The organism is Neglectibacter sp. X4 (genome assembly GCF_009917365.1).
GTDB lineage: Bacteria > Bacillota > Clostridia > Oscillospirales > Acutalibacteraceae > Acutalibacter.
On sequence record NZ_QWLE01000002.1, the window covers coordinates 166,449 to 182,208 of the forward strand.

Annotated in this window: 14 protein-coding genes and 1 tRNA gene; 8 read left to right on the forward strand and 7 right to left on the reverse strand. The window is 56.8% G+C overall.

Annotated elements, in window-relative coordinates:
• The first annotated feature begins 159 nt into the window (after positions 1-159).
• Genes D1841_RS02815 through D1841_RS02825 form a run of 3 tightly spaced genes read left to right on the forward strand, consistent with a single transcriptional unit; the run spans position 160 to position 3,914 of the window.
• On the forward strand, positions 160-1,995 hold the full coding sequence (locus tag D1841_RS02815) for an FtsX-like permease family protein (protein WP_160641884.1): 1,836 nt from the start codon (positions 160-162) through the stop codon (positions 1,993-1,995).
• A gap of 13 nt (positions 1,996-2,008) precedes the next feature.
• Positions 2,009-3,223 (forward strand): ABC transporter permease, encoded by a 1,215-nt coding sequence (locus tag D1841_RS02820; RefSeq protein WP_160641885.1) that lies wholly within the window; start codon positions 2,009-2,011, stop codon positions 3,221-3,223.
• Between the two features lie 19 nt (positions 3,224-3,242).
• On the forward strand, positions 3,243-3,914 hold the full coding sequence (locus D1841_RS02825) for an ABC transporter ATP-binding protein (protein WP_160641886.1): 672 nt from the start codon (positions 3,243-3,245) through the stop codon (positions 3,912-3,914).
• A gap of 87 nt (positions 3,915-4,001) precedes the next feature.
• Here the strand turns inward: D1841_RS02825 and D1841_RS02830 are convergent, their stop codons facing one another.
• The 3 genes from D1841_RS02830 to D1841_RS02840 all read right to left on the reverse strand — a co-directional run bounded on the left by D1841_RS02830 (position 4,002) and on the right by D1841_RS02840 (position 6,451).
• Complete coding sequence (locus D1841_RS02830; RefSeq protein WP_160641887.1) at positions 4,002-5,381, reverse strand: TrkH family potassium uptake protein; 1,380 nt, start codon at positions 5,379-5,381, stop codon at positions 4,002-4,004.
• A gap of 39 nt (positions 5,382-5,420) precedes the next feature.
• Positions 5,421-5,957 carry a QueT transporter family protein gene (locus D1841_RS02835; RefSeq protein WP_160641888.1) on the reverse strand — a complete coding sequence of 179 codons (537 nt, stop codon included), beginning with the start codon at positions 5,955-5,957 and terminating at the stop codon, positions 5,421-5,423.
• Between the two features lie 239 nt (positions 5,958-6,196).
• Positions 6,197-6,451 (reverse strand): putative signal transducing protein, encoded by a 255-nt coding sequence (locus D1841_RS02840; protein WP_160641889.1) that lies wholly within the window; start codon positions 6,449-6,451, stop codon positions 6,197-6,199.
• Positions 6,452-6,654: 203 nt separating this feature from the next.
• On the opposite strand from D1841_RS02840, the gene dnaJ reads away from it, so the two are divergent.
• The 3 genes from dnaJ (at position 6,655) to D1841_RS02855 (ending at position 11,038) form a co-directional block, all read left to right on the forward strand.
• Positions 6,655-7,803, forward strand: coding sequence for a molecular chaperone DnaJ (dnaJ, locus tag D1841_RS02845; RefSeq protein WP_160641890.1), 1,149 nt, complete (start codon positions 6,655-6,657; stop codon positions 7,801-7,803).
• A 185-nt stretch (positions 7,804-7,988) separates the two neighbouring features.
• Positions 7,989-9,377 carry an MATE family efflux transporter gene (locus D1841_RS02850; protein WP_237076171.1) on the forward strand — a complete coding sequence of 463 codons (1,389 nt, stop codon included), beginning with the start codon at positions 7,989-7,991 and terminating at the stop codon, positions 9,375-9,377.
• A gap of 338 nt (positions 9,378-9,715) precedes the next feature.
• Positions 9,716-11,038, forward strand: a complete 1,323-nt coding sequence (locus D1841_RS02855; RefSeq protein WP_160641891.1) for an alpha-glucosidase/alpha-galactosidase — start codon at positions 9,716-9,718, stop codon at positions 11,036-11,038.
• Positions 11,039-11,198: 160 nt separating this feature from the next.
• Here D1841_RS02855 and D1841_RS02860 read toward each other — a convergent pair whose 3' ends face one another.
• Positions 11,199-12,023 (reverse strand): peptidoglycan DD-metalloendopeptidase family protein, encoded by an 825-nt coding sequence (locus D1841_RS02860; RefSeq protein WP_160641892.1) that lies wholly within the window; start codon positions 12,021-12,023, stop codon positions 11,199-11,201.
• A gap of 508 nt (positions 12,024-12,531) precedes the next feature.
• Here D1841_RS02860 and lexA point away from each other — a divergent pair.
• The gene (lexA, locus tag D1841_RS02865) at positions 12,532-13,113 is read left to right on the forward strand and encodes a transcriptional repressor LexA (protein WP_160641893.1); all 582 of its coding nucleotides are present in this window, start codon (positions 12,532-12,534) and stop codon (positions 13,111-13,113) included.
• A gap of 70 nt (positions 13,114-13,183) precedes the next feature.
• Here the strand turns inward: lexA and D1841_RS02870 are convergent, their stop codons facing one another.
• From D1841_RS02870 to D1841_RS02880, 3 genes are all read right to left on the reverse strand, one after another.
• Positions 13,184-13,711 (reverse strand): flavodoxin domain-containing protein, encoded by a 528-nt coding sequence (locus D1841_RS02870; protein WP_160641894.1) that lies wholly within the window; start codon positions 13,709-13,711, stop codon positions 13,184-13,186.
• The gene (locus D1841_RS02875; RefSeq protein ID WP_160641895.1) at positions 13,708-14,325 is read right to left on the reverse strand and encodes a TetR/AcrR family transcriptional regulator; all 618 of its coding nucleotides are present in this window, start codon (positions 14,323-14,325) and stop codon (positions 13,708-13,710) included. The genes D1841_RS02870 and D1841_RS02875 overlap by 4 nt, the downstream gene beginning before the upstream one ends.
• 249 nt (positions 14,326-14,574) lie before the next feature.
• On the reverse strand, positions 14,575-15,294 hold the full coding sequence (locus tag D1841_RS02880; protein WP_160641896.1) for a 5'-methylthioadenosine/adenosylhomocysteine nucleosidase: 720 nt from the start codon (positions 15,292-15,294) through the stop codon (positions 14,575-14,577).
• A 179-nt stretch (positions 15,295-15,473) separates the two neighbouring features.
• Between D1841_RS02880 and D1841_RS02885 the strand changes: the two genes are divergently transcribed.
• A tRNA-Leu gene (locus D1841_RS02885) sits at positions 15,474-15,560 on the forward strand.
• Positions 15,561-15,760: the final 200 nt, after the last annotated feature.

Consider the following 15,760-nt stretch of genomic DNA (forward strand, 5'->3'; position numbering starts at 1 on the left):
CCGGCAGGATTTTTCCTTTACAAATGGTTTTTTTCGTGGTATACTGAAAATAATAAAAATAAATTTAACAGATTGAAATATTTTTATAAATTTAGCCAAAGCAGAAAAGGGGGCGGCAGGGAAGGCAGCGGAAAACAGAATTGGAAAGGAAGGATGGGTATGTTTTTAAAAAGGGCTGGCTGGAGCCTGTGGCGGCACAAGTTCCGCAATATCCTGGTGCTGCTGGTGTTTTCCGCCATCCTGGCGGTAACGCTGACCTCGTTTATGATTTATGCCGGCACCAGTCATCAGGTAGAGGTAACCCAGAAGGCGGTGGCAAACGCCTTAACCCTCACCGGGCCAACCATAAACGGCATCGGCATGTCCGCCGTTATCGACATCGACTGGAGCGCCGCCGACATGTTTGTCCGCAGCCCCCATGTGGAGCGCTACAACATTGTCATGACCAACGTGGAGATGGAGGCGGCGGATATGATGCCCGCCGGCCTTGCGGGCCACGACCGGGAGCTGTATGAGAAATACCAGGCAAAGCTTAAGGAATACGGCATGGATTTCCTTTTGGAGGCGGGGAAATGGGAGGACAATGCGTCCTTCCAGATGATTCACTTCCGCAACCCCAAGTTCCGGGACGAAAACCCCGGCTACCGCTATGAGGAAACCTATAACGTGGAAACCGGGATGTACGAATACGACATTTACGATCCCACCTATACAGAGGAAGAAAACGCTGCTTTTCTGGACGCCTGGAACGCCATGCGCCGGGTGGTGGACGGGGAATATGTGCCCCAGGGCCTGACCATCACCGCCGTATCCGACTCCGAGTTTTTCGACAGCTTTTCCAGCGGCGGCTATAACCTGGTGGAAGGCCGCCACTTTAAAAGCGAGGAGGAAGACAAAAACTATGTGATCCTCTCCCGGGAGACGGCGGAGGAAAACGGCCTGCAGGTGGGGGACACCATTGAGCTGAGCTTTTCCCTCTCCACCCAAAGCTGGGCCACCTTTTATAAGAACGACACCTGGCAGGTGGAAATCCTGGGCCTGTTCGACCCGCCCCAGAACGACATCCTGGGGGATATCGGCTATCAGACAGCCGCCCGCAATTATATGTTTGTGCCCTACCAGGCCATGATGAACTACCTGCGGTATCTCTATAACGACGACACCCTGCTGTGGTTCCCCCGTATCAACCGGGCCACTGTATACATAGACGAGCCGGAAAATGTGGAAGACTTCCTGGACGACACCTACCGCAGGTTCAAGGTGGTGGAAAAGGACATGAGCACCGGGAAGCTGACAGGCACCAGCATTGAGGATGTGCTGAACGAGGATGTTTTCGGCAGCGGGGACCCGGACGTGGTGGAAGCAAAGTTCATAAAATACATGATGGACTCCTTCAGCTCCGATCCCTGGTTTACCCTGCTGGTGGACAGGGGCTGGTATGACATGGTAGCCATGCCCATGGAGAGCCTCAACAGCCTTTCCCTGTTTATGGGGGTGGGGCTGCTTATCGGGGCCTTTGTGGTGCTGCTGCTGGTGTGCGTGTTCAATGTGCGCAGCCGCAAGCGGGAGGTGGGCGTGCTGCTCTCCATGGGGGAATCCCGGGCAAAGGTGTTTGCCCAGATGTTTATCGAGCAGGCCCTGCCCCTGGTTCTGGCGGCAGCCATCGGCTTTGGGGCCGGCGCGCCTTTGGCCACGGCTTTGGGCAGCAGCCTGCTGGAGGACAGATCCTCCCAGGTGAACGCGGCCTATGAGCAGGACAAGCGGGAATATCTGGAAACCCAGCTAAACGGCAACGCCATGTCCCTGGAAAACAGCCTGACCATGCGCAGCGCCGCCAATGTGGCCTCCCCTGTCGCCATGCAGTTCAAGCTGGATCCGGGCCTTGCCTGGGGATACTTCGGCCTGGCCTTTGCCATGCTGTTTTTAACGGTGCTCATCCAGATGGCGTTTTTGCTGCGGCTGTCCCCAGCAAAGATTATGACCCGCAGGAATTAAGGGAGGGTTGGATATGAGCTTTTTCACAAGGGCGCTTCGCGCCATCCGGTATTATAAACGCAACACCCTGCTGCTTTTCATCATCTTTTCCATCCTCTTTGCCCTGGTGCTTTCCGGCCTGTGCATCCGGGAAGCCTCCATTGAAACAGCCCGGCGCACAGGCATCGAGGTGGGCGGCTCTGTGCTGGTGGACGCAAAGGAACAGGGCGCGGGAGGCCTCTCCCTGGAAAGCGCCCAGAAAATGGCGGCGCACCCGGCAGTGCAGGAGGCCCTCTTTTCCAGCACCATAGCGGCAAGCTCCTGGAAGGGCTTTTCCGGGGTGCCCTCCTTCTTTGAGGACGTGCTTCCAGGGGATCACGATATCACTTTAATGGGCGCAAACGGCGCCCACCCTATCCTGCAAAACGACTGCACCATGGTGTCCGGCGCCCGGCCCAAGGCTGGGGACAAGGGCTTTGTGGTGGTACACGAGGCCATTGCCAGCCAAAACCTTGTGGAGGTGGGAGACGTAATTTCTGTGGCCCCGGAAAAGGGCGGGAAGGACGCGGTGGAGCTGACGGTAACAGGCGTCTACACCCGGGGGGAGTATTACCATTACGGCTCCCCAGAGAGCTATGTAGAAAACACCCTTTTCACAGACCTGGAAACTGTAGCAGCCATCCGCGGGAACACAGGGCTGCAGGGGGTGCAGCTTATAGTATACGACCCGGCCGATATCCCCGGCTTCCTCTCGGATATCGAGGCCATGGCCCTGCCGGACAGGGACAGCTTCGGCATAGTCCCCTTAGACGGGGAATACAGGAAAATCTCCCTTTCCATGGACAGCATTGTGGCGGTAGCCTCCCTGGTGTTCTGGGCAGCCATGGCCCTGGGGGCCATTCTGCTGATAGCCCTGGTGATGCTGTCCCTCAGCAGCCGGGAGTTTGAAATCGGCGTGCTGCTCTCCATGGGGGAAGTGCGGGGCAAGGTAATTTTGCAGCTTGCCCTGGAAACCCTGGTGCCAGTGCTGCTGGGGGCAACCGCCGGGGTGCTTTTAAGCGGGCAGACCGCGGCCTTTGCGGCAAAGCTGCTGGGAGCCGCGGAAAAAGGGATAGAAGTGGGCATAGAGGGCCGGGCCATTGGGCTTGTGTACCTGTGCGGCATGGGGCTTATGCTGCTGGCCTCCTGTGTCACCGCTTTCAAGGTGCTGCGCTTCCAGCCCAAAAAGCTTTTGATGGCAGTGGAATAACACATAAGGAGGAGATAAAATGGGAGCCATTTTGGAATTTAAAGACATCACCTATTATTATGAAAGCGGCAGCGCCCGCATAGACATCCTGGACAGCGCAGACTGCGCCTTCGAGCCAGGCGCCCTGTACACCATCGTCGGCCCTTCCGGATCCGGCAAAACCACCACCCTCACCCTGGCCGGTGCCTTGGAGTCCCCCCGAAGCGGGCACGTGTACTATAAGGGCCAGGACATCCGGGAAATCGGCTATACAAAATACCGGAACCGGAACATTGCCATTGTGTTCCAGGCCTATAACCTCCTGCCCTACCTCACCCCCCTGCAAAACGTCACCGCAGCCATGGAAATCACCAAAAACCCCATCCCGGATAAAAAGGGGCGGGCACAGGCCCTTTTGTCCCGCATGGGCCTCACCCCGGATCAAATGCGGCGGAATATCAACAAACTTTCCGGCGGTGAGCAGCAGCGGGTAGCCATTGCCCGGGCCTTGGCCACAGACGCGGACATCCTCCTGGCAGATGAGCCAACCGGCAACCTGGACGCGGACACCGCCAAGGGCATTGTGGAAATCTTCAAGGAGCTGGCCCATACAGACGGCAAGTGCGTCATCGCCGTCACCCACTCCCAGGAATTTTCCGCCCAGGCAGACGTGGTCATCCGCCTGCAGGATCACAAGCTCATTGCAGGCTGAGGCTTCCGGCAATATGGCATAATAAGGAAGGCAGGCCCCGGGAGCGGGCCTGCCTTCCTTATTATTAACTATAGTAGTATATTGCTTTTATCCAATCAGCATCCGGCCCTCAGGCAGGATGGAACCGTTGGGCTTTTTAGCGCGCATCAGGATGGACAAGCCAAAGGACAAGGGGCCAACCCGCCCGATAAACATGGTGACGCACAGCAGCAGCCGGGATATCACGTCCAGCCGGGGGGTCACGCTGGCGCTCAGCCCCGCTGTCCCAAAGGCGGAAGCGCACTCATACAGCACGTCCAGAAAGGGGATTTGGGGGTTTAAAGCGCCGATAATGCCCGCGTCAATGAGAGTGACCGCCATGCCGCAGGCCACCACAGTCATGGCCTTGAACACCACTCCTGTGGCAAAGCGCCTGCCCAGCACCACCGCCTCGTCCCGGCCCCGGATGGTACACAGCAGGGTGGCAAACAGCACCACCATGGTGGTAACCTTCACGCCCCCGGCTGTAGAGCCAGGGCACCCGCCGATAAACATCAGCCCCACAGAGGCAGCCTTTGTAAAGTCCTTCATCCCCTGGATGTCCACCGAGGCAAAGCCGGCGGTGCGGGTATTGGTAGATTGGAACACCGACGCCACCAGCTTTTCAAAGAAATTCAGGTGCCCCATGGTATTGTTATACTCGCAGATGAAAAACATCAGCGTCCCCGCCCCCAGCAGGATCAGCGTGCCCCGCAGGCACACCTGGGTGTGGAAGTTCAGCCGCTCCCTGTCCTTGCGGCGGAAAGCGGGGGCCAGCTTGCAGCGGTAAATATCCTGCACCACCACAAACCCCAGGCCCCCGGTGGCGATAAGGGCGCTGACCGTCAGGCTCACCAAAGGATCCCCGGCAAAGGCGGAAAGGCTCGCGTTGCCGGGAACAAAGCCCAGAATGTCAAAGCCCGCGTTGCAGTAGGCGGAAACCGCCACAAACACAGAGGGCCATATGCCCCTTGTGCCATAGGCCGGCACCAGCCGCAGCATTAAAAGCCCGGCCCCCAAAGCCTCGCACAGGAAGGTAAAGCCCAGCATCAGCTTTAAAAGGGGCACAATCTCCTGCATGTCCCCGCCGGAAGCCTCCCGGGCCAGCACCAGCTCCCGTATCCCCAGCCGCTTGTGAACCAGCAGGGAAAAGCCGATGGCAAAGGTGGAAAGCCCCAGCCCTCCAATCTGGATGAGCACCAGCAGCACCCCCTGCCCGAACACGCTCCAGTGGGCGGTGGTGTCCACCACGGAAAGGCCCGTCACGCAGGTGGCGGAGGTGGCGGTAAACAGGGCGTCCAGCGGGTTGGTAAAGGTGCCGGAGGCGGCGGAAAAAGGCATAGTAAGCAGTGCTGTGCCCAAAAGGATGACCAGCACAAAGCTGCCCACAATCAGCCGCACCGGCGGCGTAACCTTCCGCTGCCCCTTGGTTTTGGCGGGTTTTGGCATGAAAAGCCCCCCTGTTCTCAAAAATAAGTAGTGTCTCTATCAGCCCAGGGCCTTTTCCGCAATCCGGGTTTTCACCAGGGCAATCATCAGCGGATAGCCCAGCAGGGTGCAGACCACCAGCTCTCCCAGCCCCACAGACAAAGCCCCGGCCCCGAAAGCGGCGGGGGAGAAGTTCCCCCAGGAGAAGGCCCCGGCCTCTGAAAGGCAGGAAACCTCCAGCCCCACAATGAGCGCGTTCAGCACCACAGGGGGCAGGGGGGCCAGCACAGGAATCCCCCGCACCTGCACGCCGGAAAGCATCCGGGTGCCCAAAGCCGCCAGCAGGGTGGCGCAGGTGCCGAACACCCAGTCCACAATCCCCAGGGGGCTTAAAAGGTTTGACAAAAAGCAGCCCAGGGCAAGGCCCGGCACAGCCGCCGGGGTAAAGGCGGGCAGCACGGTGAGGGCCTCGGAGAAGCGGAACTGCACCGGGCCATAGGCCAGGTTCAGGCTTGCCGCCGCGTAGGTCAGCACCGTATACAGGGCGCAGATCATGGCGCTCTGGGCTAAGAACCGTGTTTTCTCGTTGTTTTTCATAGATTTCTTCCTCTCTGTTCCGAGGGCTGAAGCCTGGAAGCAGGCCCCGCCCCCTAGTTTTGTTTTAGGTCAGGATCTCCCGACTGACCCGGCCCCAAAAGGAGCCGCATGGGTAGGATACACCTTTTCCGGGGAAAATGCAAGAACTTTGGGCCTTTTTCTTGTGGTTTTGCGTGGCCCGCCCTTTCCACCCTTATACAAAAAAAGGAAGCCGCCTGGCCTCCTTTGCTTTACGGCATCTATGGATTTTCAGAACCAGCATGGGAAAAAAGTTCCTCCAGGATTTCCTCTGCCTGAGGCTTTTTCTCTGCGGGAACAAAAACTTGTAGCCGCTCCATAATCCCCGTCCGCATGACAAACCCAGCGCCATGCACAGGCAAAGACGTGCAGGGAATGCCATTTTCCTTTAAGGCCTGCATCAGCATTTCTGCCCACATGGCTTCTTTCTCAGAAAGAAACTCATAGCCTGTGCCGGAAAAACTCTTGTTCTCCATAACAAACTCCTTTCCAAACGGCGTTTCAGCCGCTTCCTGTCGAATTCCAGATTCTAATGCCGTCTTTATTTTAATTATAACACCGCGGCCCCCCTAAAGCAAGGGGAGCGGAAACGGAATTCTTTTTTCCCATTTGACGGGCGGCGCGGGATTTGCTATAATATGGGATAACGATATTATATGTTAAGAGAGGGCGAGACAGCTTGGCGGACAAAAGGGATTTTTATGAAGTGCTGGGCGTGCAGAAGGGCGCGTCCGAGGACGAAATCAAGAAGGCATACCGGAAGCTGGCAAAAAAATACCATCCCGACCTGAACCCTGGGGACGCCCAGGCCGAGACGAAATTCAAAGAGGTAAACGAGGCATACGAGGTGCTGTCCGACGGCGACAAGCGCGCCCGGTACGATCAGTTCGGCCATGCGGGGGTAGACCCCAACTTTGGCGGCGGCGCGGGGGGGAACCCCTTCCAGGGCGGCGGCTTCGATTTCACCGATATTTTCGACAGCTTCTTTGGCGGGGGCTTTGGCGGCGCCCGCCGCCAGAACCCCAACGCCCCCCGCCGGGGCACAGACGTGCAGGCAAGTGTGGCCGTCTCCTTTGAGGAAGCGGCAAAGGGTGTGAAGAAAACCGTAGAATACCAGCAGATTGAAACCTGCGGCGACTGCCATGGCACAGGCGCGGCGGCAGGCACCACCCCCAAAACCTGCCCCCACTGCAGCGGCACAGGCCAGGTGCGCATCAACCAGCGCACCCCCTTTGGGGTGGTGCAGTCCTCCCAAACCTGCGACCGCTGCCGGGGCACAGGCAAGCTGGTTGAAACCCCCTGCAAAACCTGCGACGGCAAGGGCCGCGTGCGCCGGAAGAAGTCGGTGGAGATAAGCATCCCTGCCGGCATAGATGACGAGCAGATTCTGAACGTGGGCGGCAGGGGCAACGCCGGGGCGAACGGCGGGCCTAACGGGGATCTCCATGTATATGTCTCTGTGCGGCCCCATCCCATTTTCCAGCGCCGGGGCACAGACGTGCTGTGCGATATGCCTGTCACCTTCACCCAGGCAGCCCTGGGCGCAGACGTGGAAGTGCCCACCCTGGACGGCAGGGTAAGCTACCATATCCATGAGGGCACCCAGCCCGGGGATGTGTTCCGCCTAAAGGGCAAGGGCATCCAAAGCCTGAACGGGCGCTCCCGGGGGGATCAGTACGTCACCGTAACCGTAGAAGTGCCTAAAAACCTTTCCAAGCGCCAGAAGGAGCTGCTGGCAGAGCTGGATAAGGCTTCCGACGACAAGAATTACCAGAAGCGCAAAAACTTCTTCTCAAAGCTTAAGGGCCTTTTTGAGGACGGCATCTAAAACGGCTTTGAAATTTCCCGGCTTCCCGGCCCCCGCGGATTTATGCCTGCGGGGGCTTTTCCTATAAAAAATCCTCCTGGCCCCCTGAGGTATAAAAGGACGCTCCCCTTAACGCGGGGGGCTTGCAAACCCTATGAAGGGATGGTATAATAGTTGCAGATAAAACTATTTTAGGAGTGAGAGCGTTGCATTTTGTAAATGCCCAGCGTGTGTGCAGGGGAATGGAAATGGGGGAGGTGCCCCCGGAGAAAACCATTATCCGGGACGTGCTCCATGTGGCCTGGCCCTCGGTGCTGGAGTCCTTTTTCGTAGGCCTTGCGGGCATGGTGGACACCATCATGGTAGGCGCGCTGGGGTCTTACGCCATTGCCGCGGTGGGCCTCACCACCCAGCCGAAATTCTTAGGCCTGGCCCTTTTCCTGTCCATGAACGTGGCGGTTTCTGCCATTGTGGCCCGGCGCAAGGGGGAAAACGACCGGGAAAGCGCCAACAGGGTGGTGCGCATGGTGCTGCTCATCACCGTCCTGCTTACGGCAGTGATAAGCGCGGCCTTTGTGGCGTTTGCAAGCCCCATTGTAGCCATGGTCGGCTCCCAGCCGGACACCCACGAATACGCGGTGGACTATCTGCGCATCATCATGGGCGGGCAGATTTTCTCCACTGTGTCCCTGGTTTTAAACGCCGCCCAGCGGGGGGCGGGGAACACCCGTATCGCCATGGTCACAAACCTGATTTCCAACATTGTAAACGTGCTGTTCAACTACCTGCTCATCGGCGGCAACTTCGGCTTCCCGGCCCTGGGGGTGCGGGGCGCGGCCTTAGCCACAGTGATTGGCACCATCTGCGCCTGCGTGCTCAGCATCTGCTCCGTATTACATAGGAACGGCTTCGTCTACCTGGGCGCGGTAAAAGGCTGGCTGGCAGACAAGCTCAGCGTCCGCTCCCTTTTAAGCGTTGGATCCAGCGCTTTTGTAGAGCAGGTGTGCCTGCGCATTGGCTTCCTGCTTTTCTCCATGACTGTGGCCCATCTGGGCACCACAGAGCTGGCGGCCCACCAAATCGGCATGAACATGATGCACATGTCTTTCACCTTTGGAGACGGGCTGTCCGTAGCCTCGGTCACCCTCATCGGCCAAAGCCTGGGGCGCAAGCGCCCGGACATGGCCAAGATATACGGCAGCGTGGCCCAGAAAATCGGCCTGATCTGCGCTTTTGTTGTGGCGGTGTTTTATTTCTTCTTTGGCAAATCCCTGTTCCTGCTGTTCTCAAACGAGCAGGTCATCCTGGATTATGGCGCAACGATTATGCGCGTCTTAAGCGTTATGCTCTTCTTCCAAATCCTGCAGGTGGTGCAGTTCGGCTGCCTGCGCGGGGCGGGAGACACCCGCTTCACCGCCATGGTGTCCCTCATAAGCGTCACCTGCATCCGCCCGGGCATAAGCTGGCTGCTGTGCTATCCCCTGGGCCTGGGGCTTGTCGGCGCGTGGCTGGGCACCTTCTGCGACCAGTGCGTGCGGTTCCTCATGAGCTTTGTGCGTTTCCGCAAGGGCCAGTGGACAAAGCTGAAGCTGTAACAAGGCCGTGGGATTCCATACCCACACCCTGCAAACCTTTTTTGAAAAAAGGTTTGATCCAAAAACCAAATAAAGTGCCCGCCCAAAAGCGGAACCCCGGAGATGGCAGTCTCCGGGGTTTTGAGTTTTAGCGCTTTTTGTCAAAACAGCCTTGCCCTTTTTCTTTGAGTGTGGTATAGTCAGGACAGTTGGAAACAGCGGCTATAGTTAACGCAGTTCAAAAGAGGTATTCTACCTCTTTTGAACCAGGCGGCTCAGCCGTTCAACTTGAAAATCGGGATCTACCGATTTTCAAGTGCGTTTACTATAAGCCGCGGGAAAGGACTGAAAAAACGCAGATGAAAAAAATCACCTTTATGGGCGCTGGAAGCACAGTGTTCGCCCGGAATGTGCTGGGAGACTGCATGTGCAGCGAGGTTCTGCGGGACTGGGAGTTTGCCCTCTATGACATCGACGGCGTGCGGCTTTCGGAAAGCGCGGAAATTTTAGGGGCCATGAACGAAACCCTGGGGGGCCATGGGAAAATCACCACCTACCTGGGGGTGGAAAACCGGAAGGAAGCCCTGCGGGGCGCGTCCTTTGTGGTCAACGCCATCCAGGTGGGGCTGTACGATCCCTGCACCATCATCGACTTTGAGGTGCCTAAAAAGTACGGCCTGCGCCAGACCATTGGCGACACCCTGGGCATTGGCGGCATCATGCGCACCCTGCGCACCATCCCCGTAATGGCGGACTTTGCCCGGGATATGGAAGAGGTGTGCCCGGACGCCTGGTTCTTAAACTACACCAATCCCATGGCCATGCTCTCCGGCTACATGCAGCGCTATACAAATGTCAAAACCATAGGCCTGTGCCACAGTGTCCAGGTGTGCAGCGAAGGGCTTCTCAAGGCCCTGGATATGGAGGATAAGCTTCCGGGCCGCAAGGAGCTTATCGCCGGCATCAACCACATGGGCTGGCTGCTTGAAATCAAGGATAAGGACGGGAATGATCTGTACCCGGAAATCCGCCGCCGGGCTAAGGAGAAGAACGCAAAGGAACAGCACAAGGACATGGTGCGCTTTGACTACATCGACAAGTTCGGCTATTATTGCACCGAGTCCAGCGAGCACAACGCAGAGTACAACATGTTCTACATCAAGTCAAAATATCCCGAGCTTATCGGCCGCTTCCAGATCCCCCTGGACGAATACCCCCGCCGCTGCGTGGATCAGATTGAGAAGTGGGCCAAGCAGCGGGACGAGCTGCGCCAAAACCACCAGCTTCAGCACCAGCGTTCCCGGGAGTATGCTTCCCACATCATGGAAGCCATCGTCACCGGGAATCCCTACCAAATCGGCGGCAACGTGCTGAACACCGGGGGCTTAATCGAAAACCTGCCCCAGGATGCCTGCGTGGAGGTGCCCTGTCTTGTAGACGGCATGGGCATACACCCCTGCCGGGTAGGCCGGCTGCCTGTGCAGTGCGCCGCTATGAACATGACCAACATCAACGTGCAGCTTCTCACCATCGAGGCCGCTGTCACCGGGAAGAAAGAGCACATCTACCAGGCCGCCATGCTGGATCCCCACACCGGCAGCGAGCTGGATATAGACACCATCATCAAAATGGTGGATGACTTAATCGAAACCCACGGAAGCTGGCTTCCCCAGTACCACTAAAAACCACAGTAAAACGGCAGGGAACCGGGCAGCATGCGCCGCTGTTTCCTGCCGTTTTGTGCGTCTTAAAAGTTTTTGGGGATTCTTAAGGGGTGTTTTTCAAAAACACCCCTTAAGCCGCCGGAGGCAAAACCCCAAAGGCAAACCCCGGAAGCAAAAGCTAGTTCTTTCCCTCCAGCACGCTGCGGGGATCCATGCAGGCCCCGTCCCGGCGCACCTCCAGGTGGAGGTGGGGCTGCTGGGCAGCTTCCTCAGGCACAGCGGTGATGGTGCCGATAGCCTGGCCCATGGACACTACGTCCTCCGGCTGCACCAGGAATTCCTCTCCCACGCCGCAGTAGTAAAACATATAGTCCCCATGTTCCACAACAATGACATTGCCCAGCATACTGTCCGTATACGTCTCCTTCACAATGCCGTTGCCGCAGGCCAGCACCTGCTCCCCGCTTTCAGCGGCAATGTCGCACCCAGCGTGGACGCGCCAATCCTTCATAGTTTCAGAGTACATAGGCGCCCCGGAGCTGTAGGCCTTGTCAATCTGCTTGGAGGCCACCGGATACAGCATTTCCGTGCTGATCTCATAGAGCGGGGCCGTAGCGGGCACCTGGGAAGCCTCGCTCTCCTCAGGCGCGGGAGTGGGAGATGGGCTTTTGGTGGGGGTAATTTTCTTAGGCGTGCTGCCGGCTAACTTCGCCCCGGCCGAGGCAGCGGAGGAGGTTTTCCCGGAGGGGACGGAAGAGCTGGCGCTTTCCTTTTTAGCCGCTTCCGGATCGTCGTCTTTCAGGACGTTCTGGCCGCTGCGCACGTCCTCTTCCTGCTGCTCAACCAGCGCGGGATCTGTAGAGGCGTCCTCCGGGCCAAGATAGTCCTGCACCGCGTCAAAGGTGCTCCAGGCGGCAATGCCCACCGCCACCAGACAAACAGCCAGGGCCAGATAAAAGCCGTTGCGCCTTGCCTTACCTTCTGAAAATCGTTTTCCATTCATGGTGGTTCCATTCCTTTCGGAGTAAAATACATTTTGCATGGCAACTGTATTCTGGCCCGCCCAAAAAGGAAATATACACAAAAGGAAGAAAGGCCGAGAAACTTTCGGCCTTTCTTCCTTTTGCTTGAGGGGTATTATTGAGGAGGGTTAGTTCACGCGGCCTAAAAGAGGCAGCCTCTTTTGGGGCGCGTTCACTATAGAACATGTATCTCAAGAAAAGGTGCGGTCCATTTCTTTTGAGTACGCCTCTATTATAAACCTTTTTTCCAAAGAGTTGTTACAGCCTTGTGAATAAACCTTAAAGAAATTCTGCCGGATTTGTGAATTTTCCCGAAAGTTGTCGAAAAAGCACCAGAAAAATTTTGAAAACTTTTCAAACAAACGTTTCATTTTCAGAGAACATATGATATAATACAAATAAGAAATCCTGGTGTGGCCTCTCATAGGGCTATACCCCTCGTATAATCCGGGCGCTTTCCCCTGCCCATTTTCCACAGGAGGCATGGCTATGGAACCCTTAACGAAAAGCCAGCAAAAAGTTTTTGATTTTTTACGGGAGCAAATGCCCTCCGGCATCCCCCCCACTGTGCGGGAGATCTGCAACGCCACAGGCTTGCGCTCCACCTCCACAGTCCACGCCCATCTGAAAACCCTGGAAAAGCTGGGCTACATCACCCGGGAAGCCGGGCTGAACCGCTCCATCCGCATTGAAGGCAGCGAAGCCGCCGTACAGGTGCCCATTATGGGCAAAGTAACGGCAGGGCTGCCCATCCTGGCAGTGGAGGACATAGAGGGCTACATCCCCTTCCCCCAGAAAACCGGCAAGGAGCTTTTTGCCCTCCATGTCAGCGGCCTGAGTATGCGGGACGCAGGCATCCTGGACGGGGATTACGTAATTGCGGAACGGGTGCCCACAGCAGAGGACGGGGACATTGTGGTGGCCCTGCTGGAGGATGAGGCCACCGTAAAAACCCTGTACCGGGAGGAGGGCCGCGTCCGCTTGCAGCCGGAAAATCCGGATTTCTCCCCCATCTACGCCAAAGACGTTTCCCTGCTGGGAAAGGTTATTGCCGTGATACGGTATCTGTAAAGGGAAATAGCTTTCAAACAGACAAGGCGTGATGCTTGTGTAAAGCATCACGCCTTGTCATGTATAGCCGCTATCTGCCCACCCGCAAATAGGCTTCCAGCTCCCGCAGGTTTTCCCGCTCTGCCTTGCTGAAGGAAGAAGCCACCATCCGGATGGCTTCCTGATCCTCTGGCGTGGGGTTTTTCTTTGCGCTAAGCATCTTGCGGAAAGCAGCCATCATGGCCTTGTCCACAAAGCCCATTTTTTCATAATGCAGCCCGCCCCACAGATAAAAGACAGGCACCCGCTCCCTCGCCTCTGGAGGGACATTTTGCTGGACAGCCCGTTCAATCCCCGCCGGATCCGGAGGCATGGCACCAGTAAAGAATAAAGCCAGGCGTTTCCCCTCCAGCTTTGGCACTTGGCTGAAAAACCACTTGGCTCCAGGAATAATCCCAGCCCGCAGGCCGCTGCCAAAGGCAATGGCGTCAAATGTGTCAAGGGATATGGCTTTACGGCTTTTGTAGGGAACACACGCGCAGCTCAAGTCTTGGGCCAGCCACTGGGCATATTGGGCGGTAAAGCCTGTTTTTGAGTGGTAAAGTATCAGGGTTTTCATAGGTTTTCCTCCTCCGTTCCGGCGGCAAAGCCCTGCTGCCGGGTGAATTGCCGCAAATGTGCCATAAAGCGGGGCTGGGCTTCCTCCCAGCTTTCACAGGTGTGCAGCAGCAAAAACACCCCGCCGTAAAAGCCCAGCGCCATGGCGGCAGGATCTCCCTGGGGGCACTTGCCTTCTGCCATCAGCCGCCGGAAAATCTCTTCCTCCACCTGTAAAGGATAATCCCTATACAGTTTTTGATACACAGCCCCAGCCTGCTCGTGGGCATATTGGCTCACCACCAGCAGCCGGCGGAACTGGCTATTCCAGGGATCCTCAAAGAAATACCGGAATATTCCGGCAAGGGTTTCTCCCAGCGGGGCAAGGCTGGACTGCCCGAAGATGGAAAGATCATCCTCGGCGGAGAAGGGCAGACCCTGTGCCTGGAAATATTCCTGGGCCTTTTCCCAGCATAACTCCACCAAGCTGTCAAAAATGGCCTGTTTGCCGGGAAAATAGTGGTACAGCGAGCTTTCCCGAATGCCCACAGCCCTTGCCAGCTCCCGCACTGATACTGCGTCATAGCCCCGCTGGGAGAAAAGCCCCAGTGCCTCCCACAAAATTTTTTCTTTCATCTGCAAACGCATCCCTCCAAACGAACAACCGTTAGTTTCTATTATTATACTAACGATTGTTCGTTTTGTCAAAGGGCTAGGGCATGTTTGAAGATAGAGCGCCTGCAAAAAAAGAGAGCGGCACCAGCCACCCTCTTTAGAACCTGCCTGCCATATTTCAAGCTAGTATGACAAGGTATATAACTTTACACGATTTTTATGCAGTAAAGGCCTTGGCTTTACATGTAAAACCCGACAAGTAACGCGCCTTTACAGCCTTGGCAGCACCGCGCCCAGCAGTTTTCCGGTCTTTTCTGCGGCCATTTTGGTGAAAGCTGGGAAATCCATAGGAGAATCGTCGTTGGCGCAATCGGAAATGGCCCGGAGCACCGCGCAGGGCACGCCGTTCATATAGCACACCTGGGCAATAGCCCCGCCCTCCATCTCCACAGCATGGGCCTCAAATTTTTCCTGCAGGAACTGGTTCTTTTCCGCGTCAGCCACAAAGACATCCCCAGTGCAGATGACTCCGAAGTGCGCGCCGCCATAAATACTGCGGGCTTCCTCCAGCAGCAGCCCGGCAGCTTCCTCGCAACAGGGCAGCAGCAGGATGTCCTCGTTTTCCCCGCTTGCGTGGCGGATAAACAGGGTGCCCAGGGGATCGCCCATGGCAGTGGTGTCGAAATCATACTGCACGCAGGCAGCAGCCACCACCAGATCCCCAATGTGTACCTGAGGGCCCACGCCTCCCGCCACGCCCACGTTGATAACAAGCCGGGGGCTGTACCGCAGCACCATAGTCTGGGCGCATACGGCGGCGTTCACCTTGCCGGGGCCGCATTCCGCCACCACGCAGGCCACGCCCTCCAGGGTGCCGCTGTGAAAGGCAAGCCCGGAAAATTCCTCCACCTTTTTTTCCTGCATGGCAGCAAGCAGGGCCTCCACTTCTGCCGCCATGGCGCCGATAATGCCGATAGGTTTTTCAGCCATAGGAAATAATCCTCCTTATAAATTAGTTCATAAAATCGTTTCGTCTCAGTATACCATAAATCGCGCCAGGGGAAAAGGGGGGAAGCAGTCGAAAAAAATTTGCAAAAGCTGTTGACTTTTATACCGGCAGGTGCTATAATAAACAAGCGCTCAGGAAAGGGCGCAGATGAATATGGTATGCAGGTATGGCGGAATTGGCAGACGCGTATGGTTCAGGTCCATATGAGCGCAAGTTCATGCAGGTTCAAGTCCTGTTACCTGCACCAAACCTGCGGTGGGCGATAGGCGCACCGCAGGTTTTCTTTATTTTCTGTAGCTTTCAGCAAGCGGTTCCTTTGGCTGGGGCCTGCTTTCTTCGAGAAAGCCCTTTGGCTTTGGGGGCGCGGCGGCTTATTCTCTCCTGGAGAGGGATAGGCGGCGGACAGGCGGCTACAATATTGGTAAAGTGATATGGCCTGCTTTCCCT